The organism is Bradyrhizobium canariense (assembly GCF_900105125.1).
Classification (GTDB): domain Bacteria; phylum Pseudomonadota; class Alphaproteobacteria; order Rhizobiales; family Xanthobacteraceae; genus Bradyrhizobium; species Bradyrhizobium canariense_A.
The window spans coordinates 5,289,406-5,315,167 of the sequence record NZ_LT629750.1; the positions used below are offsets into that span (position 1 = coordinate 5,289,406).

A 25,762-nucleotide genomic window follows, 5' to 3' on the forward strand; every position below is an offset into this window, starting at 1 on the left:
TGACGCGAACCGGTACCGATCGCGTTCGAAGAGGCCGTCAAATTCCTGCACTTCCATCGCACCCGGCAACGAGGCCCGCGTGCGATCCATCCAAGCCTAACCTGCTGGGGAAATACCATGGGGGCACTATCGTGTCGTGAAGCGACGTCGGCTGCGCTGACCGAAGCGCGATCGGCGAAAGTAAGCCACGCGTATCTCGGCGCAGGTTGCGCCGCTCTGGCGACGATTTTCGCAACCCCGGCGTTGGCGCAAACGCAAACCATCAACACCGCCGACACGGCATGGATGATCGTCGCCACGGCTCTCGTGCTAATGATGACGATACCGGGACTGGCGCTGTTCTATTCGGGCATGGTGCGCAAGAAGAACGTGCTGGCGACGATGGCGCAGAGCCTTGCGGCCGTGACCATCATCTCGATCCTTTGGGTAGCGTTCGGCTATTCGCTGGTCTTTGTCGGCGACGGACCGTGGATTGGAACGCTGGATCGCTGGTTTCTAGCGGGCATGACCATGGACACCGTCAATCCCGCCGCAAAGACGATCCCGGAAGCGCTGTTCATGCTCTACCAGATGACTTTCGCGATCATCACCGTGGCGCTGGTCGCAGGCTCTGTCGCTGACCGCATGCGATTCTCGGCCTATCTCCTGTTCTCGATCGGCTGGTTCATATTCGTCTACATTCCGCTGGCGCACTGGGTCTGGGGCGGCGGCTTCCTGGGCTCGGTCGGTGTGCTGGATTTTGCCGGCGGTCTTGTGGTGCATCTCAGCGCTGGAACCGGCGGACTGGTGGCGGCCAAGGTGCTGGGCCGGCGCTACGGCTACGGCACCGAAAATCTGTCGCCATTCGATTTGTCGCTCGCCGTCGTCGGCACCGGATTATTGTGGGTCGGCTGGTTCGGCTTCAACGGCGGCTCGGCGCTGGGTGCGAATTCACGCGCGGTGATGGCGATCATCGCCACCCATCTCGCGGCCTGCTCCGGCGCGCTGACCTGGGGCGCGATTGAATGGTCGATCCGGCGCAAGCCGTCGGTACTAGGCATGATTTCCGGCGCCGTCGCCGGCCTTGGCACGATCACGCCGGCCTCCGGATTCGTGACGCCATGGCAGGGCATCGTCATCGGAGTGATCGCCGGCCTGGTGTGTTTCTGGGCCTGCACCTGGCTCAAGCACCGGTTCAGGTATGACGACTCCCTCGATGTGTTCGGCGTCCACGGCATCGGTGGACTGACCGGAACGTTGCTGACGGGGGTATTTGCCACCGCCTCGATCGGCGGGGCATCCGGCCTGATCGAAGGCAATCCGCATCTATTGTTGGTCCAGCTCTACGGCGTTGCCGTTACCCTGGTGTGGTCGGCCGGCGTGACGTTTGTCCTGCTCAAGCTCGTCAGTACGTTCGTGCCGTTGCGCGTATCGCGCGAGCACGAGCTGGAAGGCCTCGATATTTCGCAGCATGGCGAGGCTTTGCAGTAAGCCTAGCCTCACCTTGATACCGCTATCATGCCCGCCTCATGGGCATGATTATGTCCGCAGTCTGACATGCCTACGTTTTAGGCTACTATGACTAGGCTTTGGGCGCGACCGAATAGCGCAGTTGCGTCCTAATCCGGCAAACCCCGAAAACGCCCGCGTTCATAGTCCGTTAGGGAACGCGCCCGATCTGGCACGGCATTTGATTCTATGGGTCCTGGCTGTGCCCGCGTAGTGAAATCTCTCAGCGTGGTGAACCTCAGTCGAGAACGCCCGGTCGCGTCTGGACCGGGCCCAAGCGGGGATAGGACCCATGAAAATTGTTATGGCGATCATCAAGCCATTCAAGCTTGAGGAAGTCCGTGACGCCCTGACCGCCATTGGCGTTCATGGTCTCACGGTCACAGAAGTCAAAGGATACGGGCGGCAGAAGGGCCACACCGAAATTTATCGCGGCGCTGAATACGCCGTGAGCTTCCTGCCCAAGATCAAGATCGAAGTCGCGATCGCCTCGGATCAGGTCGACAAGACCATCGACGCCATCACCTCGGCGGCAAAGACCGGCCAGATCGGCGACGGCAAGATCTTCGTCATCAACCTCGACCATGCGGTTCGTATCCGCACGGGAGAGGCCGATGCTGCAGCACTCTGATCCCGCGCTCAACCTTATTAAAATCAGGAGTAGAACAAATGACGTTTAAGCGTCCCACCAGCGCGGGATGGGCAGTCCTCGCAATAGCAGGGCTGTGCGCCGTAGGCTTCGTCGACGCCGCGCTTGCCCAGACGGCGGCGCCCGCCGCCGCACCGGCGGCTGATGCTGCAGCAGCGGCGCCCGCCGCGGCTGCCGCCGTTCCCAACAAGGGCGATACCGCCTGGATGCTCGTATCCAGCGCGCTCGTTCTGATGATGTCGGTTCCGGGCCTCGCTCTGTTTTACGGCGGTCTCGTCCGCACCAAGAACATGGCCTCCGTTCTGACCCAGGTGTTCGCGATCGTCGCCATGGTCGGCGTGGTCTGGACGCTCTACGGCTACTCGCTTGCCTTCGGTGACGGCGGCAGCATGACGCCCTTCATCGGAGGTTTCGGCAAGGCGTTCATGCACGGGATCGATGCCAATTCGACGGCAGCAACCTTCTCCAACGGCGTCGTGATCCCTGAACTCGCCTACTTCGTCTTCCAGATGACGTTCGCGATGATTACGCCCGCCCTGATCGTCGGTGCTTTCGCCGAACGCATCAAGTTCTCGGCCGTGATGCTGTTCATCCTGCTGTGGGTCACCTTCGTCTATTTCCCGATCGCGCATTGGGTTTGGTACGTGGCGGCTCCCGATGACGTCGCAGCTGCTGCCAAGGCGCTTGCCGCCGCGGCGGACGGTGCGGCCAAGACGGCGGCCCAGGCCAAACTCGACGAAGTCACAGGCTCCGTCGGCTGGCTTGCAGGTGCTGGTGCCCTCGACTTCGCCGGCGGTACGGTCGTGCACATCAATGCCGGCATTGCCGGTCTTGTTGGCGCGCTGATCATCGGCAAGCGCACCGGCTACGGCAAGGACCTGATGGCTCCGCATTCGCTGACCATGACCATGATCGGCGCCTCGCTGCTGTGGGTGGGCTGGTTCGGCTTCAACGCCGGATCGAACCTCGAAGCCAACGGCACAACCGCGCTGGCCTTCGTCAACACCATGGTGGCCACCGCAGGTGCGGCGCTGTCCTGGCTGCTTGCCGAATGGATCGTCAAGGGCAAGCCTTCGTTGCTGGGCATCTGCTCCGGCGCGGTCGCTGGTCTCGTGGCGGTCACGCCCGCTTCGGGCTTTGCCGGCCCGATCGGTGCACTGGTGCTGGGCCTGGTCGTCTCGCCGGTCTGCCTGTTCTTCGTCAGCACGGTGAAGAACGCATTTGGCTATGACGACGCGCTCGACGTGTTCGGCGTCCACTGCATCGGCGGAATCATCGGTGCGCTCGGCACCGGCATTCTGGTCAATCCCGCCCTCGGTGGCGTCGGCATCACCGACTACACCAACATCACCGGCAACAATGCCGGGACCTACGATCTCGTCACCCAGATGATCGCGCAGGGCAAGGCCGTTGGAGCGACACTGCTCTGGTCCGGCATTGGTTCGGCGATCCTCTACAAGATCGTCGATGTGATCATCGGTCTGCGCCCCTCCGTCGAGGAAGAGCGCGAGGGTCTCGACATCAGCGACCACGGCGAGCGCGCTTACAACATGTAAGTTCTCCCCGGGGCGCGATCTCACGGGGATCGCGCCCAGAACTACGGTTCGGGCACATACCCGGCAATGCCCTGACCGTTGAGGGGCTCCAGCGCAAGTTGGAGCCCCTTTCTTTTGCGCCAAATAAAGACTGGATCAGCGCCGCCGGCCGATGGTTAATCGCGTCTTAACCTCGCCGTATCTATGGTGGTCTGATCCTTTTCCGGTTGGCCCCGACGTGCGATCGGCCCACCCCAGGAGCGCTGGCGTCCCAAGTATGGCAATGACCGCTTCATCCCGCACGCCGCAAGGCACCGGCAGTCAGGAGAGCGAACGCTCGCCATTCGCACGGCTGACCGAGCTGCTGGCGCCCTATCAGCCCGCTAAGCCTTTGATTACGCTGTCATTGGGGGAACCGCAGCACCCCGTTCCGGCGTTTGTCGGCCCGGTGCTCGCCAAACATATTGCCGATTTCGGCCGCTATCCGATCGCCAAGGGCATCGAGCCTTTCCGGCGGGCCGCCGCGAACTGGCTTTCGACCCGATTCGACCTGCCGCGACCGCTCGATCCGGAAAGCGAGATTCTGGTGCTGAACGGCAGCCGCGAGGGCCTGTTCTTCGCGGCCCTCACCGCCGCGCGTTACGTCGACGAGCGCAACGGCCGGCCCGCGATCCTGGTGCCCAATCCGTTTTATCCGGCCTATGGCGCCGGCTCCCGCGCCGCGGACTGCGAAACCATCTATCTGCCGACCAATGTCGCCAATGGATTCCTGCCCGACCTCGACGCGCTCGATGAGGCCACGCTCGCCCGCACGGTCGCGATCTACCTTGCTTCGCCGGCGAACCCGCAAGGCGCGGTCGCGTCGCGCGACTATTTCCGTCGGCTGAAACAGCTCGCCGACCGCTTCGGCTTCATGATCCTGAGCGACGAGTGCTACTCGGAAATCTACACCAAGACAGCACCCGGCAGCGCGCTGGAATGCGCCGGGCCCGACTTCACCAATGTCGTCGCGTTTCAGTCGCTGTCGAAGCGTTCGAACCTGCCGGGCATGCGGGTCGGATTCGCCGCCGGCGACAAGAAATTCCTCGGCCTGTTTCACGAGCTGCGCAATGTCGCGGCGCCCCAGGTGCCGGTGCCGCTGCAGCAGGTCGCAATCGCGGCCTATAGCGACGAGGCGCATGTCGAGGAGAATCGCAGGCTCTACCGGATCAAGTTCGATCTCGCCGACCAGATTCTCGGCAATCGCTATGGCTATCATCGCCCGGCCGGCGGCTTCTGCGTCTGGCTCGACGTATCGGCGCACGGCGGCGATGAAGCAGCGACGGTGAAACTCTACAAGGACGCCGGCGTGCGCGTCGTGCCTGGAAGCTATCTGGCGCGGCAACAACCCGACGGCAGCAATCCCGGCGCCGGCTACATTCGGCTGGCGCTGGTAGCGGACAGCGAAACAACGGCCGAGGCGCTGCACCGGCTGGTCGAAATTCTGGATTAGTCGCAAGGCCACATGAGCATGCCAGCGATCGAACGTGTCATTCCTATCGTCGGCCAGTTGCCGGCCTCGATGCGTGAGGCGCTTGCGCGGCGGCTGCGTGAGCTCGCCGGATTGGGCCTGATCGCGTTGTCGGGCGTGGCCGCCGCGGCGCTGATGACCTGGTCGGTGCAAGATCCGAGTCTTAGCCATGCGACGTCGCGCGCGATCCGCAACATCGTCGGCTATCCCGGTGCGATCGGCGCCGATCTCCTGATGCAGATTCTCGGCCTCGGCGCGATCATGCTGATCCTGCCGGTTGCGGTATGGGGCTGGCGCATGCTGACCCATCGTGACTTCGACCGTGAAGCCTTGCGGCTCGGCTGCTGGATCCTGTGCACGGTGATCTCGGCAGGCTTTGTAAGCTGCTGGCCACATGGCGGGCGATGGCCGCTGCCGACCGGTCTTGGCGGCGTCGTCGGTGATGCGCTGGTGCGCGCGCCTGCGGTGGTGTTCGGGCCGCCGGGTTTTGTCTACCGCCTCGTGCTCGGACTCGTCCTTTGCGTGGCCATGATCGCGACATTCCTGATCGCTTGCGGCCTGGGCTCGCAACCGCAGGACGAGGAGTCCGCGCCGATCGAGGATGATGATACGCCATTTGCGGAGGATGACGACGACAACGGCTCGATCTCGTTGGGATGGGCATTTCATGCCGCAATGAGCGCGAAGGCGCGGCTGGGCTGGTTGTTGACCACGGCTTACAGGTCGCTGGTTGCGAGCGCACCGGCGACGCGCGCATCGAGCTTCGAACGACAGGAGCCCAGTCTCGGCGGCCGCACCGCCCCATCCTTGGCGCCAGAGGCCGAAGACAATTTCGAGGATCAGGACGAGGAAGAGGACGACGAGGAAGAAGAAGCTCCTGCCCGCGCGCCGCGCAAAAAGGTCGCAGCCAAGGCGTCCCCGCGCAAATCGTCGGAGAAGTTCGAACTGCCCTCGGTGTCGGTGCTTGCCGCTCCGAAGGCCTCGGATCGCCAGCCGCTCAACAAATCCGAGCTTGAGGCCAACTCGCGCGCGCTGGAAGGCGTGCTGCAGGATTTCGGCGTGCGCGGTGAGATCGTCAAGGCCCATCCCGGCCCCGTTGTAACCCTGTACGAGCTTGAGCCGGCGCCGGGCATCAAATCCTCCCGTGTCATCGGATTGTCCGATGACATCGCGCGCTCGATGAGCGCGCTCTCGGCGCGCGTCGCCGTCGTTCCCGGCCGCAACGCCATCGGCGTCGAACTGCCAAATGCGCATCGCGAGAAAGTTTATCTGCGCGAGTTGCTGACCGCGAAAGAGAGCAACGAATCCGTCGCGAAGCTTCCGCTCTGCCTTGGCAAAACCATCGGCGGCGATCCCGTCATCATCGACCTGGCGAGAACGCCGCATATGCTGATTGCCGGTACCACCGGCTCCGGTAAATCGGTCGCCATCAACACCATGATCCTGAGCCTGGTTTATCGGCTGCGCCCCGATCAATGCCGGCTGATCATGGTCGATCCGAAAATGCTCGAACTCTCCGTCTATGACGGCATTCCGCATCTGCTGACGCCGGTCGTGACCGATCCGAAGAAAGCCGTGGTCGCGCTGAAATGGGCCGTGCGCGAGATGGAAGAACGCTACAAGAAAATGTCCAAGCTCGGCGTGCGCAACATCGACGGCTATAATGCGCGCCTGGGCGAAGCGAGAACAAAGGGCGAGGATCTGACCCGTACGGTCCATACCGGCTTCGACAAGGAAACCGGTAAAGCGATCTACGAGGAAGAGAAACTCGATCTCGACCCACTGCCCTACATCGTCATCATCGTGGACGAAATGGCCGACCTGATGATGGTGGCCGGCAAGGATATCGAAGGCGCAGTACAACGGTTGGCGCAAATGGCGCGCGCCGCCGGCCTGCACGTGATTCTGGCCACGCAGCGGCCGTCGGTCGACGTCATCACCGGCACCATCAAGGCGAACTTCCCCACCCGTATCTCGTTTCAGGTCACCTCGAAGATCGACAGCCGCACCATCCTCGGTGAGATGGGCGCCGAGCAACTGCTCGGACAGGGCGACATGCTTTACATGGCCGGCGGCGGCCGCATCAGCCGCGTGCATGGACCTTTCGTCTCGGACGAAGAGGTTGAGAAGGTGGTGCGCCATCTCAAGACACAAGGTCAGCCCGAATACCTCGAAGCGGTCACGGCGGAAGAACCGACCGAGGAAGACGGCGCGGTGTTCGATGCCACCGGCATGGGCGGCGATGGCGGCGGCGATCTGTTCTCGCAGGCGGTGGCGATCGTCAAACGCGACCGCAAGGCTTCCACCAGCTACATTCAACGCCGGCTACAGATCGGGTATAACCGCGCTGCGTCGCTGATGGAACGAATGGAACTCGAAGGTATCGTCGGGCAGGCGAATCACGCCGGCAAACGCGAAATTCTGGTCGAGCAAGAAGAAGGCTTCTGAGACGCGTCATCGGCCAAACCATTGCCGGAGTTGAGCAATATTCTCACGGAAAAACGATGCCTGCTTTTGGCGGAAAGCACGATAAAATGGCGCGTAGCCAAACGGGACGACTTGACTCGTTGAATAGAGATTCGAAATTTCCAATGACTGAGCAACTCGCGGCCCACAGCGCCCGCATCGGCCTCGCAACGCTGATCGCGGCATTCATGATGACTGCCGCGGCGCCGTCGTCCGCGCAGGGCGTTCCCGTGCCGAAGCCTGCGCCAAAAAGCCGCAACATCCAGATGAGTGCATCGGGACCCCTGACGACCGGGGCTACCGCGGCCCAGCCGCCCGATCCCGTCATTCCCGACCCGCGCCGGAACCAGCCCGCCAATATTTTCGCAAGCTTCGACGCCAATCAAAAAGCGCAAGCCGCCAAGGTCAGCGCCTATTTGTCGTCGCTGCAAACGCTGGTCGGAAATTTCGTCCAGGTCGGCCCTGACGGCAGCAAGAGCAAAGGCGATTTTTACATCCAGAAGCCTGGCAAGGTGCGTTTCGAATACGACGATCCGAGTCCGGTCGAACTCATCGCCGACGGATCGTCGCTGGCGGTGCGCGATCGCAAGCTTGCGACCCAGGACATCTATCCATTGTCGCAGACGCCACTGCGATATCTGCTGTCGGACCGCATTGATCTGATGAAAGACACCAACGTCGTGAGCGTGACGTCGGATGACATGTTCATCAGCGTCACCATCGAGGAAAAGCAGGCGCTGATCGGCACCAGCCGCCTGATGCTGATGGTGGGCGCCAAGGACGGACAGCTCAAGCAATGGACGGTGACCGACCCACAGGGGTATGACACCACGGTTGCGGTCTATAATCTGGATACTTCCAAGAAAGTCGATCCCGGCCTGTTCAAGATCGACTTCACGAGATATCCGACTCCGCCGGGCTAATCCTAAAGCCTGATCTGTGGAGCGTGCGTTTATTCCCAGCATCCCTGCGGGAACGGGGGAAGACAACGACACGGAGCATGCTAGAGTTTGATCCAGACCAGCCGGATCAGACGCATCGCTTTATATTCTTCGGGGCGTGCGCTTTTTCAAAAACAGGTTTCCACCTTGCGCTGATGCGGCCCTTCGGGTCGGGATCATGCCCTAATACCCAGGCCGCATGCGCTTCTCCCTGACAACCTGGAACATCAACTCGGTGCGGCTACGCATCGATCTGGTCGCCAAATTCCTCAAATCGGCGCGGCCGGATGTCTTGTGCCTGCAAGAGACCAAATGCATCGATGACGCATTCCCACTGAAGCGTTTCAAACGTCTCGGCTATGAGCATGTCGCGCTCAACGGACAGAAGGGCTATCACGGCGTCGCCGTGGTCTCGAAACTGCCGTTCGAGAGCACCAATATCAGAACCTTTTGCGACAGGCTCGATTCGCGTCACATCTCGGTTGAGTTCGGCGCCAAGGCGCAGCTTTCAAAACCACTGGTGCTGCATAATTTCTATGTTCCGGCCGGTGGCGATATTCCTGACCCTGCCCTTAATCCGAAATTCGAGCACAAGCTGCAATTCCTCGACGAGATGAAGGCGTGCGAGCCTTTGCATCCGCGCGGCGATGACCGACATATCCTGGTCGGCGATCTCAACGTGGCGCCGCATGAGAATGACGTGTGGTCGCACAAGCAATTGCTGAAGGTGGTGTCACACACGCCGATCGAATGCGAGAAGCTGCTGGCGGCGCAGACACACGGCGAATGGGTCGACGTCGCGCGCGACCGCATCCCGCTTTCGGAAAAAGTCTATACGTGGTGGAGCTACCGTGCCGCCGACTGGACAGTTGGTGATCGCGGCCGCCGGCTCGACCACATCTGGGTGTCGCGAGCCCTCAAGGAAAGCGTCAGCGATTTCCGGATCACGCGCGATGCGCGGAGTTGGGAGCGGCCTTCCGACCACGTCCCGGTCACGGTGACACTGGACGTGTAGGCTGACATGCGCTCGTCATTTCCGGATTCGACCTGACGCGCACCGCGCATGACAAGTCATTGCGTCAGCTATTCAGCTTTGCGCCCGCCATCAGGATATCGCTGGCGATCTGGCTGGTCCGGTTGGCGAATTCGTCACGAAGCCGGCGCGCCGCCATGGGATCGCTTTCGAGTACGCGTTGAAACAGGCTGCGCGCGACACGAATGACCGAGGAATGCTCCAGCGCGGTCGCGGTCGACGGCCGTGGCATCGCAACCACCAGCGCGAGTTCACCGATCAAGGAGCCGGGGCCTGCGACCAGTTCGGCCCCGCTGTCATCGGCGATACGGAACGCCCCGCGCTGCACGATAAATCCCGCGTCCGCGTCATCGCCGGCCTTGAACAGGACATCACCGCGGGCAAAATCGCGTTGCTCGGAACCGATCGCCAGCATGCGCAAAGCGGTCGTCCCCAACAGGCGCAGTGTCGGGACGCGCTCAAGCAAGGCAACATCATCTTCGATCGACATATAGAACCGGTGATCGGGGCGCGCTAAATGCGAATCGCTACCCGAATCGTATCATGGCACCAGCTTGTAGCCACCGGCTTCGGTCACCAGTATCTCTGGATTGGCAGCGTCTTTCTCGATCTTCTGCCGCAGCCGGTAGATGTGAGTTTCCAGTGTGTGGGTGGTGACGCCGGAATTATAGCCCCAGACTTCCTGCAGCAACGTCTCGCGCGATACCGGCAATTGGCCGGCCCGGTAGAGAAATCGCAGGATCGCAGTTTCCTTTTCAGTCAGGCGCACTTTCTTGGCGTTGGCGCCGGTCAGCATCTTGGAGCCGGGCCTGAAACTGTAGGGTCCGACCGAAAACACCGCGTCTTCGCTGGCTTCATGCTGGCGCAGCTGGGCTCGAATCCGCGCCAGCAGCACGGCAAACCGGAACGGCTTGGCGACGTAGTCATTGGCGCCGGATTCAAGTCCGAGGATGGTATCCGAATCCGTATCGTGTCCAGTGAGCATGATGATCGGCGCCTTGAAGCCGCCCTTGCGTAGGCTGCGCACCACCTCCCGGCCATCGGTGTCCGGCAGGCCCACATCCATCAGCACCAGATCGGGTGCATTGGCCTTGGCGGCGTTGGCGCCCTTTGCGCCGGTGTCGACGGCCGAGGCCTCAAATTCCTCGTGCAGCGACAACTGCTCCACCAATGTATCGCGCAGATCGGTGTCATCATCTACGATCAGGATCTTGCGGGCATTGGCCATGTCGTACAGTCCTTTGGAGCCGGTGCAGGCGGAAGCGCCTTCAGCCGAACTCGGTAGGTGAATCTCGGTTCGTCGGTCTTGTTTCGTCTTGAGGTAGGGCTCTGTTACAGATTCACAAGGCGAAACCCACTGTATCTCAAAACCGGCGGGCATTTGGATGAATGTCCTGTAATGCCGGGGAATGCATATTTTCGGCCAACCAGGCGAGATAGAAATAGCTATTCTCTAAACACTTAAGATATTTCAATGGCTTATGAGAAAATTCTGGTTCGAGCCGCCGCCGGCGATCCGCGCCGGGGCTGGCTCACCGTGGACGGACGCATCGTACCGGTGGCACTTGGCCGCGGTGGCATTAGAGCCAACAAACGGGAAGGCGATGGGGGAACGCCAAAGGGCACGTTCCAGCCGCGGCAATTGTGGTGGCGCGCCGATCGCCATCCGCGGCCGCGGACTCCTCTACCCGTCCGCGCCATCCGGCCAGATGACGCCTGGTGCGAAGATCCGCTCAGCCGCCACTACAACCAGCCTGTCCGGTTGGATCGCGATGATGGCGCCGATCGCCTCAAGCGCGACGATCATCTCTATGACTTTATCATCGAGATCGACCACAACACCTCTCCGCGCATTGCCGGCCGCGGCAGCGCGGTATTCCTGCATCTGGCGCGGAAGGATTTTTCGCCGACCGCAGGATGTGTATCGATGACCAAATCGGCGATGCTGCGGTTGCTGGAACGGCTCGGCCCGCAGACCAGGATTGTGATCGGGTGACGTAAGGACATCAAAGCCATGCTGGATAAAAATCAGATCGCCGCCGCGTCACGGAGACTGCACGATCATTGGCGCGCGGGCACCAAGCTCGGCGCGCTCGAATCATCGCACCGGCCCCGCGACCGGGCGGAGGCTTACGCCATCCAGGCGGCGATCGAGAGTTATTCGGCCGCCGATTTATTCGGCTGGAAAATCGCTGCCACCAGTGAGGCCGGACAGAAGCACATCAATGTCGACGGTCCGATGGCGGGGCGCATCCTGTCCGAGACGGTCATTCCGGATGGCGGCACCGCTTCCATGGCCGGAAATGAAATGCGCGTCGCCGAGCCGGAGTTTGCTTTTCGCATGGCGACGGATCTGCCGCCGCGATCGTCGCTCTACACCGTACAGGAAGTCCTCGACGCGGTCGGCACGCTTCATCCGGCCATCGAGATTCCGGATTCGCGATTTTCGGATTTTGTCAGCGCCGGTGCTGCGCAAATCATCGCCGACAATGCCTGCGCGCATTTATTCGTCCTGGGCGCGCCAGCAACGACAAACTGGCGGGCGCTCGACCTCGTCGAAGAGAAGCCGGTTATCACGCTGCGCGGAAAGCGATTCATCGGTCACGGAAAGAACGTGCTTGGCGATCCCCGGATTGCGCTTACTTGGCTCGCCAATGAACTGCGTCAGCTCGGCGTGACGCTCAAGGCCGGCCAGATCGTGACCACAGGCACCTGCCATCCGCCGCTGCCGATTCAATCCGGCGATCTGGTCGAGGCGGATTTTGGAACGCTCGGCAAAGTATCGGTCGGGTTCAAGTAGGCGTCATTCACACTCGATGTCGTCCCGGCAAACGCCGGGACCTATAACCACCGAGGTTGGTTGCAGCAAACATGTCCGCTCGATTGCTCGACAGAAAAGCCGCGGCGTGACGACAAGTCTTGTTTCAGCGATGACCAAAAATCGCCGAGCCGACCCGCACATGGGTGGCGCCGAATTGAATCGCGACCGCGAAATCGGCACTCATGCCCATCGACAGGTTCTTCAGCCCGTTGCGCGCAGCGATCTTCGCCGTCAACGCAAAATGCGGTGCCGGCGCATCATCAACAGGCGGGATGCACATCAGACCGGAAATGGCCAAACCATATTTATCGCGACAGCCCGCAATGAAGGCGTCCGCCTCGTCGGGCGCGATGCCTGCCTTCTGCGGCTCTTCGCCGGTGTTGATCTGCACGAACAGTTCGGGCCGGCGTTTTTGAGAAATGATTTCTTTGGCTAACGCTTCGCAAATGCTCGGCCGGTCAACCGAATGAATGGCGTCGAACAGCGCCACGGCCTCTTTGGCCTTGTTGGATTGCAGCGGCCCGATCAGGTGCAAGGCTATGCCGGGGTAAGCCGATATTAACGCTGGCCACTTTGCCTTGGCTTCCTGCACGCGATTTTCGCCGAAAACGCGCTGTCCGCCCGCAATAACAGGCGTGATCGCGTCGGCATCGAACGTTTTGGACACCGCGATCAAGGTGACCGATGCGCGATCGCGGCGCGCTTCGTTGCAGGCACGCACAATGTCATTCTCCACCGAAGCAAGCGCGCTTGGTAAAGATGGGGTTATCGGCGAAGAATTTTCGGACGCCATGGCAGCCATCGACCGTAAGTTTTGCGGAGTAATTCGAATTTTACCGAGTTCAGGAAAGGCTTTTTGAACCCTTCCCCCTACTTTGCCCGCGGGGTCGGGGATAACGATGTCACGTTTCACTTTCAACCGCAAAAAAGCAAAGCTCAAGAAGCTGCTCGGAATCCGTGCGCGGCTTGCGCTGCTGGCGCTGATCGTGGTGGCGCCGCTAATGCTCGACCGGGCCCGTTCGCTCGAGGACGCCCGCGCCAAGCAGTTGGCTCACGCCACCCAGGAATTTGCGGAACTTGCACAGCACAGCGCCGACACCCAACGGGAAGTCATTTCGTCGGTCGAGACAATGCTGAAGTCGGCGGCCTATATCCGCTCGTCGGCGGGAGGCGTCGGCCGCAGTTGCGACATCCTGCGCGCGAGCCTGCCGGTCAACCTGCCGTGGATTCGCGCCCTGATGATAGTCGGCGGCGATGGACACGTTCAGTGCGCGACACGCAACACGCTGGTCGGGCTGGATCTGAGCGGACGCACCTATCTCAAGCAGGCACGGGAAGCTCGCGATGTCGTTTTCAGCGACTTCCTGTTCTCCATGGCTACCGACCTGCCGATCGTGATGGCGGCGTTTCCGGTCTCCGCCATCAAGGAGGACTCGGACGCCGTCATTGTCGCCGGCGTCAACATCGACTGGATGTCGAAGATCATGGGCAATCTTGGCGGCCGTCCCGGAATTTCGGCGGTGCTGATTGATAGCACGGGGACCGTGCTGGCGGCGCCGGCGGATCAGGCCAGCATGGTCGGCCGGGCGCTGGATACGGTGCCGCTGTTATCGGCCATCGCCGAGAAGGCAATCGACACAGAGCAGGATCAAGGGTCGGTTTCGTTCGTCGCGGCCGACGGCTCAAAACGCGTTGTGAACTTTGCGCGCATTCCCGGCACGCAATCGCGCCTGATCGTCAGCATCGACGAAACCAAGGTGTCTGCCGCAATCAATCGCGATATTCGCACCGCCTATCTGCAGCTCGGCTTCGTCTGCCTGTTCATACTGCTCGGCGCATTGATCGCCGCGGAGAAGCTGATCATCAATCCGATCGAGATGATGGCGGCGATGGCGAAACGCTTTGGCCAGGGCGACTGGTCGGCCCGCGCGGCAAGCAGCCGTTTGCCTGCGGAATTCGTGCCGCTGGCGCGTGCATTCAACGCCATGGCAGCGCGACTTGCCGAACGCGAACGCGAGCTGATCGCGACCAATGACCGGCTGACGGTGATGGCATCGATCGACATGCTGTCGGGCCTTGCCAACCGGCGCGGTTTCCAGAGCCGGCTCGACTTCGAATGGATGAAAGCCCAGCAATACGATTCGGAACTGTCGCTGCTGATGATCGACGTCGATCACTTCAAGCTGTTCAACGATACCTACGGCCATCCCGAAGGCGATGCCTGTCTCTCAAGGCTCGGCGAAACCCTGGCCGGGATCGCCGCCGACACCATGGGCTTCGCCGGACGCTATGGCGGCGAGGAATTCTGCCTGCTGCTGCCGAACACGGATTCGGTGCGGGCATTGGAAATCGGCGAAATGGTGCGCCGGGCGGTTTGGGATCAGGCCATGCCGCACACCACCAGCGTATATCAAAACGTCACGGTCAGCGTCGGGGTGGCCAGTACCCGGCCCAACGACGCGCAGCGGCCCGGCGATCTGATCGAAGCGGCCGACGCCGCCCTCTACGCCGCCAAGCATCGTGGCCGTAACGCCGTGGTCGAGCACGGCTTTGTGCGGGTCACCGATGGTGGCAATGCGATCGCGATCGCGAGCTGACCTGCCAACCGTTGCCGCCGCAGAAACAAGTGACCAAACGGTCGCTGTTGCAGGCCGCCCAACCCGTTGACCCCGCTGCCGCTTTTGTGGCCTAGTCCGCCATCTCCGTAAAACGGCCCTGGCCACCGAAAAGCCCTGCGATTTCATGACCTCCGAACGCTACAACGCACGCGAAACCGAGCCGCGCTGGCAACGCCAGTGGGACGAACAGGCGATCTTCACGTCGAAAAACGACGACAAGCGACCGAAATATTACGTGCTGGAGATGTTCCCCTACCCGTCCGGGCGCATCCATATCGGGCACGTCCGCAATTACACGCTGGGTGACGTGCTGGCGCGGTTCATGCGCGCCAAGGGCTATAATGTGCTGCATCCGATGGGCTGGGACGCGTTCGGGCTGCCGGCGGAAAATGCTGCGATCGAGCGCAAGGTCGCGCCCAAGGCGTGGACCTACGACAACATCGCCGCGATGAAGAAGCAGCTGCGCTCGATCGGGCTGTCACTCGACTGGAGCAGAGAATTCGCGACCTGCGATCCGTCTTACTACAAGCATCAGCAGAAGATGTTTCTCGACTTCCTGAAGAAGGGTCTCGCCGAGCGCGAAAAGCGCAAGGTGAACTGGGACCCGGTCGACATGACCGTGCTCGCCAACGAACAGGTGATCGACGGCCGCGGCTGGCGTTCCGGCGCGGTGGTCGAGCAGCGCGAGATGAGCCAGTGGGTCTTCAAGATTACGAAGTACTCCCAGGAACTGCTGGACGCGCTCGATACGCTCGACCGCTGGCCCGACAAGGTGCGGCTGATGCAGCGCAACTGGATCGGGCGTTCCGAGGGCATGCTGGTGCGCTTTGCGCTCGATCCCGCGACCACTCCGTCGGGCGAGACCGAGCTGAAGATCTTCACGACGCGGCAGGACACGCTGTTCGGTGCGAAGTTCATGGCGATCGCCGCGGATCATCCGCTGGCGCAGGCTGCGGCTGCGAACAATCCAAAACTTGCGGCGTTCATCGCCGAGGCAAAGCGGATCGGCACCGCGCAGGAAATCATCGATACCGCCGAAAAGCTCGGCTTCGACACCGGCATCAGGGCGGTTCACCCCTTCGATCCGAACTGGAAACTGCCGGTCTACGTCGCCAATTTCGTGCTGATGGAGTACGGCACCGGCGCCATTTTCGGCTGCCCGGCACACGACCAGCGCGACCTCGATTTCGTCAACAAATACGGCCTCGGCAATATCCCGGTGGTCTGCCCCGAAGGCCAGGACCCCAAGACCTTCGTGATCACGGACATCGCCTATGACGGCGACGGCCGCATGATCAATTCGCGCTTCCTCGACGGCATGACCATCGGGCAGGCCAAGGAAGAAGTCGCCAAACGGCTGGAAGGCGAAATCCGCGGCAACATGCCGGTCGGCGAGCGGCAGGTGAATTTCCGGCTGCGCGACTGGGGCATCTCGCGCCAGCGCTATTGGGGTTGCCCGATCCCGGTGATCCACTGCCCGACATGCGATGTCGTGCCGGTACCGGACAAGGATTTGCCGGTGGTGTTGCCGGAAGACGTGACATTCGACAAACCCGGCAATGCGCTCGACCATCATCCGACCTGGAAGCACGTCACCTGCCCGCAATGCGGCGGCAAGGCTATCCGTGAGACCGACACGATGGATACCTTCGTCGATTCGTCGTGGTATTTCGCGCGCTTCACCGATCCGTGGAACGAAAACGCGCCGACGACGCCGGATGTCGCGAACCGGATGATGCCGGTCGACCAATATATCGGCGGCGTTGAGCACGCGATTCTACATCTGCTCTACAGCCGCTTCTTTACCCGCGCGATGAAGGCGACCGGCCATATCGACATGGATGAGCCGTTCGCCGGCATGTTCACCCAGGGCATGGTGGTGCATGAGACCTATCAAAAAGCCGACGGCTCCTACGTCACCCCGGCCGAGGTGCAAGTCGAGACCGGGGCCAACGATCGCCGCGCCAGCCTGATCAGCTCAGGCGAGGACATCACCATCGGCCCAATCGAGAAGATGTCGAAGTCGAAGCGCAACACGGTCGATCCCGATGACATCATCGCGACCTATGGCGCCGACGTCGCGCGCTGGTTCATGCTGTCGGACTCGCCGCCAGACCGCGACGTGATCTGGAGCGACGAACGCGTGCAGGGCGCATCGCGCTTCGTGCAACGGCTGTGGCGTCTGGTCAACGAATCGGCGGAAATCGCCAAAGCCGCACCTGCAGCGCGGCCAGCTTCGTTCGGAACCGACGCGCTCGCCCTGCGCAAGGCGGCGCATGGCGCGCTGGACAAAGTATCCACAGGCATCGAGAGACTGCATTTCAACGTTTGCCTGGCCCATATCCGCGAATTCGCCAATGCGCTGGCCGAGGTGGTGGGCCGTGAGGGACAACCCGCTCCTGATGTTACTCCGGATATTTCCTGGGCAGTTCGCGAGGCTGCCATCATACTGGTGCAACTGTTTGCGCCGATGATGCCGCATCTGGCCGAGGAATGCTGGCGGGTGCTGGGGCAGGCGGGTCTGGTTTCCGAAGCCAATTGGCCCCAAATCGAACGCGATTTGCTGGTTGAAGACACGGTGACGCTGGTGGTCCAGGTCAACGGCAAGAAGCGGGGCGAGGTCACCGTGGCGAGCGGTGCTCAGAATCCGGAAATTGAGGCTGCCGTTTTGGCGCTCGATACGGTAAAACAGGCCTTGGGCGGCAAGGCTGTCCGCAAAGTGATCATTGTTCCCATGAGGATCGTGAATGTCGTTGGCTAGGACCCGCATCGCCGTTCGGCTCCTCGCCGTCGCTGCACTCGCAGCGCTGACGGCCGGTTGCTTTCAGCCGATGTATGCAGAACATGCCGATGGTACCGGCTTGCGCGACAAGCTGCTGACCGTGGACATTCCGCCCATCGACAAGCCGAATGCGTCGCAGGAAGCGCGGCTCGGCGTGGAAATCCGCAATGCGCTGGCGTTCAAGCTTTACGGCAACGCCACCGGCGCGCCGCCGCTTTACAAGCTGATCATCAGATTCTCGAGCAGCCGCTCATCGTTGATCGTCGATCCCAACACCGGGCTGCCGACGAGCGAGAATTACGGCATCGATGCGCAATTCAACCTGGTCGAGATCGCCACCGACAAATCGGTGATGACCGGCACGACCTTCTCGCACGTTTCCTATGATATCCCGGGCAGCTACCAGCGTTTCGCGCGCGCCCGCGCCATCCGGGATGCTGAGGACCGCTCGGCCCAGGAGATCGCCGAACACATTCAGACCCGGCTCGCATCCTACTTCTTCACTGGCAGCTGATTTGGTCGCGCTGCGCGGAAAAGAGATCGACGCCTATCTCGCCCGGCCCGATCCTGCTCGTCCCATCATCCTGCTCTACGGCCCCGATGCCGGGCTGGTGCGCGAGCGCGCCGATGCGCTGCTGGCCTCTGCGGTCGACGATCCCAACGATCCGTTTTCGCTGGTGAGGCTGGATGGCGACGAGCTCTCGGCCGAACCCTCGCGGCTTGTCGATGAAGCGATGACCGTGCCGTTGTTCGGCGGCCGCCGCGCGATCCGCGTCCGCGCCGGCTCGCGCAGTTTTGCCAGCGGCGTCGATGCGCTGGCCGATTCGCCGCTGAAAGATTGCCGCATCGTCATCGAAGCCGGCGAGTTGCGACCGGAATCACCGCTGCGGAAAGCCTGCGAGCGCGCCAAAACAGCGGTTGCGATCGCCTGCTATCCCGACGGGGAGCGCGACCTTGCGAAGTTAATCGACGATGAATTGCGGCTGTCGAACCTGCGCATCGCACCCGAGGCGCGCGCCACGCTGACGTCCTTGCTCGGCGGCGACCGCCAGGCTTCGCGCAACGAGCTGCGCAAGCTCACGCTCTATGCCCACGGCCAGGGTGAGGTCACCCTGGAAGACGTGATGGCGGTCGTGGCGGACGCTTCGGAGTTGAAGATCGATCCGATCGTGGATGGCGCGTTTGCCGGCAAGCCCGACCTGGTCGAAGCCGAGTTCGCCAAGGCCATGGTCGCCGGCACTTATCCCGGCATGATCATTTCCGCCGCGCAGCGCCAGGCTGCCTGGCTGCACAAATCCTCGCTCGCAGTTGCCGAGGGAACGCCGATCGCGACCTTGCTCGACAGCGGCTTTCCGCGACTGCATTTTTCGAGGAAAGCAAATGTCGAAACCGCGTTGCGCCAATTCAGCGCGGCGCGGCTGCTATCGATCATCGAGCAACTCGCATCAGCCGCGCTGGAAATGCGCAAGCAAGCGCCGCTCGCGGCCGTGATCGCGCAACGCACATTGATGTCGATCGCCGTGAATGCCAAGCGGCGGGGATAAAGCGCGCCAGCTCTCCCCTGCCCCGTTCTTGCGGGGCCGCGACGAGCTCGCTCTGAGAGCGTTGGGTGAGAAGCCTTTTCCCACTCGCGACTGCGGCGGATGAATTGGACCGATACCCTCTCGCTTGGATCGCGCGTCAATTCCCTTTGTCGAGCCGCCGCACGACCTCGTCGAGCTGATCGAGATCGCGGTAGCGGATCAGCACGGTGCCGCCGGGATCGCGGTGATCGACTGTGACGGCAAGACCGAGCGCGTCGCTAACGCGCTTTTCCAGCGCGACCGTATCGGGATCCTTCACCTTGCCGCCGCGTGGCTTCTGCGCCTTGCGAACAGGAACACCCTCTTCATGCGCGAGCGCTTCAGTCTGGCGCACATTGAGACCTTCTTCGACAATGCGCTTGGCGGCAGCGGCGGGATCGTCGACGCCGACCAGCGCGCGGGCGTGACCGGCTGACAACTGACCCGATGCGATATAGGCCTGAACCTCAGCAGGCAATTTCGTCAGCCGCATCATGTTGGCGACGTGGCTGCGGCTCTTGCCGACGATCTTTGCGATCTCTTCCTGGCTGCGTCTGAATTCGTCAGCCAGCGCGTGATAGCCCTGCGCCTCTTCCATCGCGTTGAGATTTTCGCGCTGCACGTTTTCGATAATGGCGATCTCGAGCGCATCGCTGTCGCTGACTTCGACCGGCACGATCGGAACCTCGTGCAGCCCCGCGATCTGCGAGGAACGCCAGCGACGTTCGCCGGCGATGATCTCGTAGCGGTCCTGCGCGCCCTTGACCGCGCGCACCACGATCGGCTGGATCACGCCGTGCTGCTTGATGGAGTCGGCGAGCTCGCGAAGTTCGGCATCGGGAAATTCGCGGCGCGGGTTGCGCGGATTTGGTTTCAGGAATTCGATCGGTACCTTGCGTTGCCCGCGCGGGCGCTCCAGATGCGCGGCCTCGCCACCGACATCGCCGATCAGACTTGCAAGACCGCGGCCTAGTCGCGAACGCGCTTCGTCGGCCATCGCCAGCTCCCTTGGATTCACTCGCAGCACTCCGGATTAGAAACTCAGATCGTGGGATGGGCAAAGCGAAGCGTGCCCACCAGGCATTGCGCGGTTAGGGTGGCCGGCGCGAGGAGCGCCCCTGCTCACCCTACCGACATTCGTCTCAGTGCGTGCGCAGGTCTCGCTCACGCTGGATCACTTCGGTCGCGAGCTTGAGATAGGCATCGCTGCCGACGCATTTGAGATCGTACACCAGCACCGGCTTGCCGTAGGACGGCGCTTCGGAAATGCGCACGTTACGCGGGATCATGGTGTTATAGACCTTGCTGCCCATGAACTGCCGGACATCGGCGACGACCTGGTTCGACAAATTGTTGCGCGAGTCGAACATGGTCAGCACGATGCCGTGAATCGACAGGTTGGGATTGAGCGTGGAGCGCACCTGCTCGACCGTCTGCAGCAACTGCGAAAGACCTTCCAGCGCGAAGAACTCACATTGCAGCGGCACCAGGATCGCATCCGAAGCCGCCATCGCATTGACGGTGAGAAGATTGAGCGACGGCGGACAATCGATCAGCACGTAGGTGTAATCGGAGTCCGGAGAGACGTTGTTGTTCAGCGCCGCGATGGCGTCGCGCAGCCGGAAGGCGCGGCCGGGCGTCGTTCCCAGTTCGAGCTCGAGGCCGGAGAGATCCATGGTCGATGTCGCGATATGCAGCCGCGGTACAGCGGTCGCGACCACCGATTCGCGGAGCGCCGCTTCGCCCACCAGCACGTCATAGGTCGAGCAGTTGCGGCTGCGGCGATCGATGCCGAGTCCGGTTGAGGCGTTGCCCTGCGGGTCGAGATCGACGATCAGCACGCGCTCACCAATGGCCGCGAGTGCCGTGCCGAGATTGATCGCCGTGGTGGTCTTGCCGACGCCGCCCTTCTGGTTGGCGAGCGCCAGAATACGCGGGTGGCCCGGCGGGGTTGGGGCCCTATCCTCTTGATAAATTTGATCAATTACGGTCATGCTTCGGCGCCATGTGCTGGGGCGGACTGATTGCGCCGCTCGATATGGTCGAGCTCGACGATCCAGCCGTGTCCGCCGGTGCGGCTGGAATGGAGGCGCGGACTAATATTCCAATATTTAGTGGCCTCGGTCAATTCCAACTCTACATCTTGACCCTTGAGAAACAAAGCCTTTGCGCCCTGTTTCACCAACGGCTCCGCGAAACCGATGAGCTGGTGTAGCGGAGCCAACGCCCGTGCAGTGACGCAATCGACTTTCCCGAGGGAACTATCCACAGTATCCCCGATATCCGCCAGATGAACAGTGCCATGTGAATTCGTCACGCGCAAAGCCTCGCGTAGAAACGCGCCCTTCTTGGCATTGCGCTCGACGAGATGGACCGTTGCACCTGATATCCCGGCTAATGCACAGGCCAGCACGACGCCGGGAAAACCACCGCCACTACCAAAATCAGCCCACACCTTTGCGTTCGGCGCCAGCGCCAGAAGTTGCAGCGAATCCGAAATGTGCCGGGTCCAGAGATCTGGAAGCGTGGATGGCGCGACCAGGTTGGTCTTGGCTTGCCATTCCAGCAGGAGGTCAACATAGCGATCGAGGCGTGCCTCTGTTTCACGTGAAACAGGTGTCAACGCGAGCGCGGCCGCCTTGTCGGACGGGGGGATTGCGGAGGCGCTCTGTCTTGTCACTTTGGACACCGTTGATCAGCCGTATCGAGTCCGTAGTCGGGGCCGAGTCGTTTGGCGATCCCCGAAGAATAGCAGATTCGCGCGACGACCCATTCATTGAGTCGACGCCATCGCGCTTTCCCAGGATAATATTGGACGCCGGACGTCCAAGCTTCCAAACCCGCCAAGTCAAACCGACAAAGTCAAGCCGACAAAGTCAAACCCGCCGGTCGTGTTTCACGTGAAACAGTTCTAGGCGGTCGCCTTCGTTGTCTTGCGCCGCGCTTCGCGCCGAAGATAGGCCGCCAGGATGCCCAGTGCCGCCGGTGTCAGTCCATCCAGTCGACCCGCCTGCCCCACTGTTCGCGGTCGCGCAGCTTCGAGCTTCGAACGGGCTTCGTTGGAAAGCCCGGGCACCTCTGCGTAATCAATATCGGTGAGAACCAATCCTTCGTCGCGGCGGAAGGCATCAACGTCGGCGGTCTGACGCTTCAGGTAGACATCGTATTTGGCGTCGATCTCCAGATGGACTGCGATCGATGGGTCAATGGCTGACAGTTCAGGCCAGATACCACGCAGCTCGCTCCAACCGACTTCCGGATAGGCCAACAATTCGAAGGCCGAGCGGCGGTGACCATCCCGGTTGAGCGACAGTCCATGCTTGGCGGCCTCGTTCGGCGTGAGCGTCAGGGCCTTCGCCAGAGACTTCGCGTCATTAAGCGCCGCCATCTTGGCGCTGTGGCGAAGCGCCCGCGCGCTTCCCACGCAGCCCAAAGCTATTCCCTTGTCCGTGAGGCGTTGATCGGCATTGTCAGCCCGCAGCGTCAGTCGATACTCGGCGCGCGAGGTGAACATCCGATACGGCTCGGTGATGCCCCGCGTCACGAGATCGTCGATCATCACCCCGAGATAGCCGTCGGCGCGGTCGAAAACGATGGGTGCGCCCTGGCCGGCGGATAGCGCTGCGTTCAAGCCTGCAACAATCCCCTGCGCCGCCGCCTCTTCATAACCCGTGGTGCCATTGATCTGACCGGCCAGGAACAGCCCCGGCAGACGCTTGGTCTGCAAGGTCGGATCGAGTTCGCGGGGATCGACGTGGTCGTATTCGATGGCGTAGCCCGGCCGGACCATGCGAACCCGCTCCAGACCGGGGATCGTCGCCAGAATGGCCAACTGCACTTCCTCCGGAAGCGAGGTGGAGATGCCGTTCGGATAGACCGTACTGTCGTCGAGCCCTTCCGGCTCCAGAAAGATCTGATGTCCGTCGCGATCGCCGAAGCGGACGATCTTGTCCTCGATCGAAGGACAATACCGCGGACCGCTGCTCTTGATTTGCCCGGAATACATCGGTGAGCGATGCACGTTTGCCCGGATCACATCGTGGGTCGGGGGCGTGGTTCGGGTAATGCCGCACTGGATCTGTGACGTCGTGATCCGCTCAGTCATCACCGAAAACGGCTCCGGCGGGTCATCGCCCGGCTGCATTTCAACCGCGGACCAGTCGATCGTGGTGCCGTCGAGCCGCGGCGGCGTACCGGTCTTCAACCGACCAAGCGTAAAGCCCGCCCGCTCGAACGAAGCCGAAAGTCCCATCGCCGGCGCCTCACCGACTCGACCGGCCGGCCAGTTCTTCTCGCCGAGATGGATCAGCCCGCGCAAAAAGGTCCCGGTGGTAATGACGACCGCACCGGCCCGGAGTTCGCAGCCATCCGCCAGGCGGATGCCGGTAACCCGACCGCCAGAGACGATCAGCTCATCGGCCTCGCCCTCGATCACGCTGAGGTTCGCGGTCTCCTCAATCGCAGCCTGCATTGCCTTGGCGTAGAGCTTGCGGTCGGCCTGCGCACGCGGACCACGAACCGCCGGACCCTTGCGGCGGTTGAGCATGCGAAACTGGATGCCTCCGGCATCTGCGACCCGGCCCATCAATCCGTCGAGCGCATCGACCTCACGGACCAGATGACCCTTGCCGAGCCCACCGATCGCGGGATTGCAGGACATCGCGCCGACCGTCGCGAAGCGATGGGTGACCAATGCCGTACTGGCGCCCATGCGCGCCGCGGCGGCCGCAGCCTCGCATCCGGCGTGGCCACCGCCAATCACGATCACATCGAAAGAAATTTGCGGCGCGAGCATGCCGGACTTCTATCTTGAGACGGGTGAAGTCGGAAGCGGAACTTGGCTTGATAGGTGTTTCACGTGAAACAATCTTGACCGCACCAAAGCTGATCCGAGCTCCCGCGAGCGTCGTTTCACGTGAAACAAATCCATGTAGAAATGAATTAAGAAATATTACTTTCCGATACAAAATTCTCGAAAGATCACGTCCAGAATATCCTCAACATCAACCCGGCCCAGCAGCCTTCCCAGCGCCTGGGCGGCAGCCCGCAAATCTTCGGCAGCAAGCTCTTCGCTTGTCTCCGCCACGGAAATGCTGCGACGCAATGACGCTGCCGTCTGCTCCAGCAATTTTCGCTGCCGGTCGCGGGCGATCAGACCGCCCTCCCCGGAGCCAAAGAATTCCTGCGCAAACATCACCAGCGCGGAGATCAATTCGGAAAGTCCGTCGCCACGGCTTGCTGAAATTTCAAAATCGGATCTGTTGCTCGGCCGTTGGCCCTCGGCCATTGGACGACCCTCACCCGCAACGCCAATTCCAGAATCCGTTGCGTCGGATTTTTTGGGATCGAGATCGACCTTGTTGCGCACCATCCATACCGGCGTGGTCGCCTCGTGTGGATGCTCTGCGCCCGGCGCATCCGCCAGCCACAATACCAGGTCAGCTTCCGCCGCCCGTGCGCGCGCCCGACGCACACCCTCCTGCTCTACGGGATCATCGGTTTCGCGAATGCCCGCGGTATCGATCACCGTCACCGGATAGCCGTCGAGGTCGAGTTGAACTTCGATTACATCGCGCGTGGTGCCGGCATGAGGTGAGACAATCGCCACCTCCCGCCGCGCCAGTTGATTCATCAGCGTCGACTTGCCGACGTTTGGCGGCCCGGTGATCGCAACCACGAGCCCATCGCGCAAGCGTTCAGCCCTACCCTGTGCCGCAAGGACTTGCTCGATTTCGCCAAGCAGCGCTGCCATCTTTACGAGTGCCGGCGCCATCAGTTCAGCCGACACGTCGCCTTCGTCGGAGAAATCTATTCCGGCTTCAATCAGCGCCGAGGCTTCGATGATCCGCGTGCGCCAGTCGCGCACCCTGTCGCCCAGCAATCCCTTCAACTGGCGCAAAGCCTGCCGGCGCTGCCGATCGGTGTCGGCGTGGATCAGGTCGTCCAGAGCTTCCGCCTCGGTGAGATCGAGCTTGCCGTTCTCAAACGCGCGCCGGGTAAACTCGCCTGGCTCCGCCGCGCGTACATCCTCAAATACCGAAAGTGCCGCGAACAACGAAGCGAGCACCGCGCGTCCGCCATGAACGTGAAACTCCGCGACGTCCTCGCCGGTCGCGCTGGCCGGCCCCGGAAACCAGAGCACCACCGCGTCGTCGATCGCCTGCGCAGTTGAGTCGCGCAGAAGCGTTCGGGTTGCCAGCCGCGCGGCCGGAAGCTTACCCGCCAGCGCAGTAAGCGTGGCGCCGGCCTGCGGTCCGGAGACACGGACGACCGCGATCGCGCTTGGCGGCCGGCCCGATGACAGCGCAAAAATAGTTTGTTCCCGAGGGTGCATCGCCTATTTGCCTGCGGGGCGCC

At 61.9% G+C, this 25,762-nt stretch carries 21 protein-coding genes; 13 read left to right on the forward strand and 8 right to left on the reverse strand.

Annotated elements, in window-relative coordinates:
• Positions 1-285 precede the first annotated feature (285 nt).
• The 7 genes from BLV09_RS25140 (at position 286) to BLV09_RS25170 (ending at position 9,604) form a co-directional block, all read left to right on the forward strand.
• Positions 286-1,470 (forward strand): ammonium transporter, encoded by a 1,185-nt coding sequence (locus BLV09_RS25140; RefSeq protein ID WP_210188869.1) that lies wholly within the window; start codon positions 286-288, stop codon positions 1,468-1,470.
• A 310-nt stretch (positions 1,471-1,780) separates the two neighbouring features.
• Positions 1,781-2,119: a P-II family nitrogen regulator gene (locus BLV09_RS25145; RefSeq protein ID WP_028348349.1), complete on the forward strand. Its 339-nt coding sequence runs from the start codon at positions 1,781-1,783 to the stop codon at positions 2,117-2,119.
• Between the two features lie 38 nt (positions 2,120-2,157).
• Positions 2,158-3,693 carry an ammonium transporter gene (locus BLV09_RS25150; RefSeq protein WP_100384959.1) on the forward strand — a complete coding sequence of 512 codons (1,536 nt, stop codon included), beginning with the start codon at positions 2,158-2,160 and terminating at the stop codon, positions 3,691-3,693.
• A 256-nt stretch (positions 3,694-3,949) separates the two neighbouring features.
• Positions 3,950-5,164: an aminotransferase class I/II-fold pyridoxal phosphate-dependent enzyme gene (locus tag BLV09_RS25155; RefSeq protein ID WP_146689311.1), complete on the forward strand. Its 1,215-nt coding sequence runs from the start codon at positions 3,950-3,952 to the stop codon at positions 5,162-5,164.
• Between the two features lie 12 nt (positions 5,165-5,176).
• On the forward strand, positions 5,177-7,630 hold the full coding sequence (locus BLV09_RS25160) for a DNA translocase FtsK (protein ID WP_146689312.1): 2,454 nt from the start codon (positions 5,177-5,179) through the stop codon (positions 7,628-7,630).
• A 143-nt stretch (positions 7,631-7,773) separates the two neighbouring features.
• Positions 7,774-8,571 carry an outer membrane lipoprotein carrier protein LolA gene (locus BLV09_RS25165; RefSeq protein WP_100384962.1) on the forward strand — a complete coding sequence of 266 codons (798 nt, stop codon included), beginning with the start codon at positions 7,774-7,776 and terminating at the stop codon, positions 8,569-8,571.
• A gap of 217 nt (positions 8,572-8,788) precedes the next feature.
• Positions 8,789-9,604, forward strand: coding sequence for an exodeoxyribonuclease III (locus BLV09_RS25170; RefSeq protein ID WP_146689313.1), 816 nt, complete (start codon positions 8,789-8,791; stop codon positions 9,602-9,604).
• A gap of 64 nt (positions 9,605-9,668) precedes the next feature.
• Here BLV09_RS25170 and BLV09_RS25175 read toward each other — a convergent pair whose 3' ends face one another.
• Both BLV09_RS25175 and BLV09_RS25180 read right to left on the reverse strand, forming a co-directional pair.
• Positions 9,669-10,112 (reverse strand): cyclic nucleotide-binding domain-containing protein, encoded by a 444-nt coding sequence (locus BLV09_RS25175; protein WP_146689314.1) that lies wholly within the window; start codon positions 10,110-10,112, stop codon positions 9,669-9,671.
• Positions 10,113-10,163: 51 nt separating this feature from the next.
• The gene (locus BLV09_RS25180; protein WP_100384965.1) at positions 10,164-10,850 is read right to left on the reverse strand and encodes a response regulator transcription factor; all 687 of its coding nucleotides are present in this window, start codon (positions 10,848-10,850) and stop codon (positions 10,164-10,166) included.
• Between the two features lie 246 nt (positions 10,851-11,096).
• Between BLV09_RS25180 and BLV09_RS25185 the strand changes: the two genes are divergently transcribed.
• Positions 11,097-11,618 carry a L,D-transpeptidase family protein gene (locus BLV09_RS25185; protein WP_146689315.1) on the forward strand — a complete coding sequence of 174 codons (522 nt, stop codon included), beginning with the start codon at positions 11,097-11,099 and terminating at the stop codon, positions 11,616-11,618.
• Positions 11,619-11,636: 18 nt separating this feature from the next.
• The gene (locus BLV09_RS25190; RefSeq protein WP_146689316.1) at positions 11,637-12,422 is read left to right on the forward strand and encodes a 2-keto-4-pentenoate hydratase; all 786 of its coding nucleotides are present in this window, start codon (positions 11,637-11,639) and stop codon (positions 12,420-12,422) included.
• 124 nt (positions 12,423-12,546) lie between these two features.
• Here the strand turns inward: BLV09_RS25190 and BLV09_RS25195 are convergent, their stop codons facing one another.
• Complete coding sequence (locus BLV09_RS25195) at positions 12,547-13,236, reverse strand: YggS family pyridoxal phosphate-dependent enzyme (RefSeq protein ID WP_146691292.1); 690 nt, start codon at positions 13,234-13,236, stop codon at positions 12,547-12,549.
• Between the two features lie 106 nt (positions 13,237-13,342).
• Between BLV09_RS25195 and BLV09_RS25200 the strand changes: the two genes are divergently transcribed.
• The 4 genes from BLV09_RS25200 (at position 13,343) to holA (ending at position 19,387) form a co-directional block, all read left to right on the forward strand.
• On the forward strand, positions 13,343-15,040 hold the full coding sequence (locus BLV09_RS25200; protein ID WP_146689317.1) for a diguanylate cyclase domain-containing protein: 1,698 nt from the start codon (positions 13,343-13,345) through the stop codon (positions 15,038-15,040).
• Between the two features lie 145 nt (positions 15,041-15,185).
• Positions 15,186-17,822 carry a leucine--tRNA ligase gene (leuS, locus tag BLV09_RS25205; RefSeq protein ID WP_146689318.1) on the forward strand — a complete coding sequence of 879 codons (2,637 nt, stop codon included), beginning with the start codon at positions 15,186-15,188 and terminating at the stop codon, positions 17,820-17,822.
• On the forward strand, positions 17,809-18,357 hold the full coding sequence (lptE, locus tag BLV09_RS25210; protein WP_100384970.1) for an LPS assembly lipoprotein LptE: 549 nt from the start codon (positions 17,809-17,811) through the stop codon (positions 18,355-18,357). The genes leuS and lptE overlap by 14 nt, the downstream gene beginning before the upstream one ends.
• Before the next feature lies 1 nt (position 18,358).
• Positions 18,359-19,387, forward strand: a complete 1,029-nt coding sequence (gene holA, locus BLV09_RS25215; RefSeq protein ID WP_146689319.1) for a DNA polymerase III subunit delta — start codon at positions 18,359-18,361, stop codon at positions 19,385-19,387.
• Positions 19,388-19,523: 136 nt separating this feature from the next.
• Here holA and BLV09_RS25220 read toward each other — a convergent pair whose 3' ends face one another.
• The 5 genes from BLV09_RS25220 to mnmE all read right to left on the reverse strand — a co-directional run bounded on the left by BLV09_RS25220 (position 19,524) and on the right by mnmE (position 25,739).
• Positions 19,524-20,402 carry a ParB/RepB/Spo0J family partition protein gene (locus tag BLV09_RS25220; RefSeq protein WP_100384972.1) on the reverse strand — a complete coding sequence of 293 codons (879 nt, stop codon included), beginning with the start codon at positions 20,400-20,402 and terminating at the stop codon, positions 19,524-19,526.
• 145 nt (positions 20,403-20,547) lie between these two features.
• Positions 20,548-21,399, reverse strand: a complete 852-nt coding sequence (locus BLV09_RS25225; RefSeq protein WP_100384973.1) for a ParA family protein — start codon at positions 21,397-21,399, stop codon at positions 20,548-20,550.
• Positions 21,396-22,094, reverse strand: coding sequence for a 16S rRNA (guanine(527)-N(7))-methyltransferase RsmG (gene rsmG / locus BLV09_RS25230; RefSeq protein WP_174556566.1), 699 nt, complete (start codon positions 22,092-22,094; stop codon positions 21,396-21,398). Before rsmG ends, BLV09_RS25225 begins: the two co-directional genes overlap by 4 nt.
• A 222-nt stretch (positions 22,095-22,316) precedes the next feature.
• Positions 22,317-24,200: a tRNA uridine-5-carboxymethylaminomethyl(34) synthesis enzyme MnmG gene (gene mnmG / locus BLV09_RS25235; protein WP_146689320.1), complete on the reverse strand. Its 1,884-nt coding sequence runs from the start codon at positions 24,198-24,200 to the stop codon at positions 22,317-22,319.
• A 156-nt stretch (positions 24,201-24,356) separates the two neighbouring features.
• Positions 24,357-25,739, reverse strand: coding sequence for a tRNA uridine-5-carboxymethylaminomethyl(34) synthesis GTPase MnmE (mnmE, locus tag BLV09_RS25240; protein ID WP_146689321.1), 1,383 nt, complete (start codon positions 25,737-25,739; stop codon positions 24,357-24,359).
• Positions 25,740-25,762 lie beyond the last annotated feature (23 nt).

Bases quoted from the DNA above. Each gene is read 5' to 3' on its own strand.
- BLV09_RS25140 (WP_210188869.1), top strand. From the start codon at position 286: ATGATCGTCGCCACGGCTCTCGTGCTAATGATGACGATACCGGGACTG.
- BLV09_RS25145 (WP_028348349.1), top strand. From the start codon at position 1,781: ATGAAAATTGTTATGGCGATCATCAAGCCATTCAAGCTTGAGGAAGTC.
- BLV09_RS25150 (WP_100384959.1), top strand. From the start codon at position 2,158: ATGACGTTTAAGCGTCCCACCAGCGCGGGATGGGCAGTCCTCGCAATA.
- BLV09_RS25155 (WP_146689311.1), top strand. From the start codon at position 3,950: ATGGCAATGACCGCTTCATCCCGCACGCCGCAAGGCACCGGCAGTCAG.
- BLV09_RS25160 (WP_146689312.1), top strand. From the start codon at position 5,177: ATGAGCATGCCAGCGATCGAACGTGTCATTCCTATCGTCGGCCAGTTG.
- BLV09_RS25165 (WP_100384962.1), top strand. From the start codon at position 7,774: ATGACTGAGCAACTCGCGGCCCACAGCGCCCGCATCGGCCTCGCAACG.
- BLV09_RS25170 (WP_146689313.1), top strand. From the start codon at position 8,789: ATGCGCTTCTCCCTGACAACCTGGAACATCAACTCGGTGCGGCTACGC.
- BLV09_RS25175 (WP_146689314.1), bottom strand. From the start codon at position 10,112: ATGTCGATCGAAGATGATGTTGCCTTGCTTGAGCGCGTCCCGACACTG.
- BLV09_RS25180 (WP_100384965.1), bottom strand. From the start codon at position 10,850: ATGGCCAATGCCCGCAAGATCCTGATCGTAGATGATGACACCGATCTG.
- BLV09_RS25185 (WP_146689315.1), top strand. From the start codon at position 11,097: ATGGCTTATGAGAAAATTCTGGTTCGAGCCGCCGCCGGCGATCCGCGC.
- BLV09_RS25190 (WP_146689316.1), top strand. From the start codon at position 11,637: ATGCTGGATAAAAATCAGATCGCCGCCGCGTCACGGAGACTGCACGAT.
- BLV09_RS25195 (WP_146691292.1), bottom strand. From the start codon at position 13,236: ATGGCGTCCGAAAATTCTTCGCCGATAACCCCATCTTTACCAAGCGCG.
- BLV09_RS25200 (WP_146689317.1), top strand. From the start codon at position 13,343: ATGTCACGTTTCACTTTCAACCGCAAAAAAGCAAAGCTCAAGAAGCTG.
- leuS (WP_146689318.1), top strand. From the start codon at position 15,186: ATGACCTCCGAACGCTACAACGCACGCGAAACCGAGCCGCGCTGGCAA.
- lptE (WP_100384970.1), top strand. From the start codon at position 17,809: ATGTCGTTGGCTAGGACCCGCATCGCCGTTCGGCTCCTCGCCGTCGCT.
- BLV09_RS25220 (WP_100384972.1), bottom strand. From the start codon at position 20,402: ATGGCCGACGAAGCGCGTTCGCGACTAGGCCGCGGTCTTGCAAGTCTG.
- BLV09_RS25225 (WP_100384973.1), bottom strand. From the start codon at position 21,399: ATGACCGTAATTGATCAAATTTATCAAGAGGATAGGGCCCCAACCCCG.
- mnmG (WP_146689320.1), bottom strand. From the start codon at position 24,200: ATGCTCGCGCCGCAAATTTCTTTCGATGTGATCGTGATTGGCGGTGGC.
- mnmE (WP_146689321.1), bottom strand. From the start codon at position 25,739: ATGCACCCTCGGGAACAAACTATTTTTGCGCTGTCATCGGGCCGGCCG.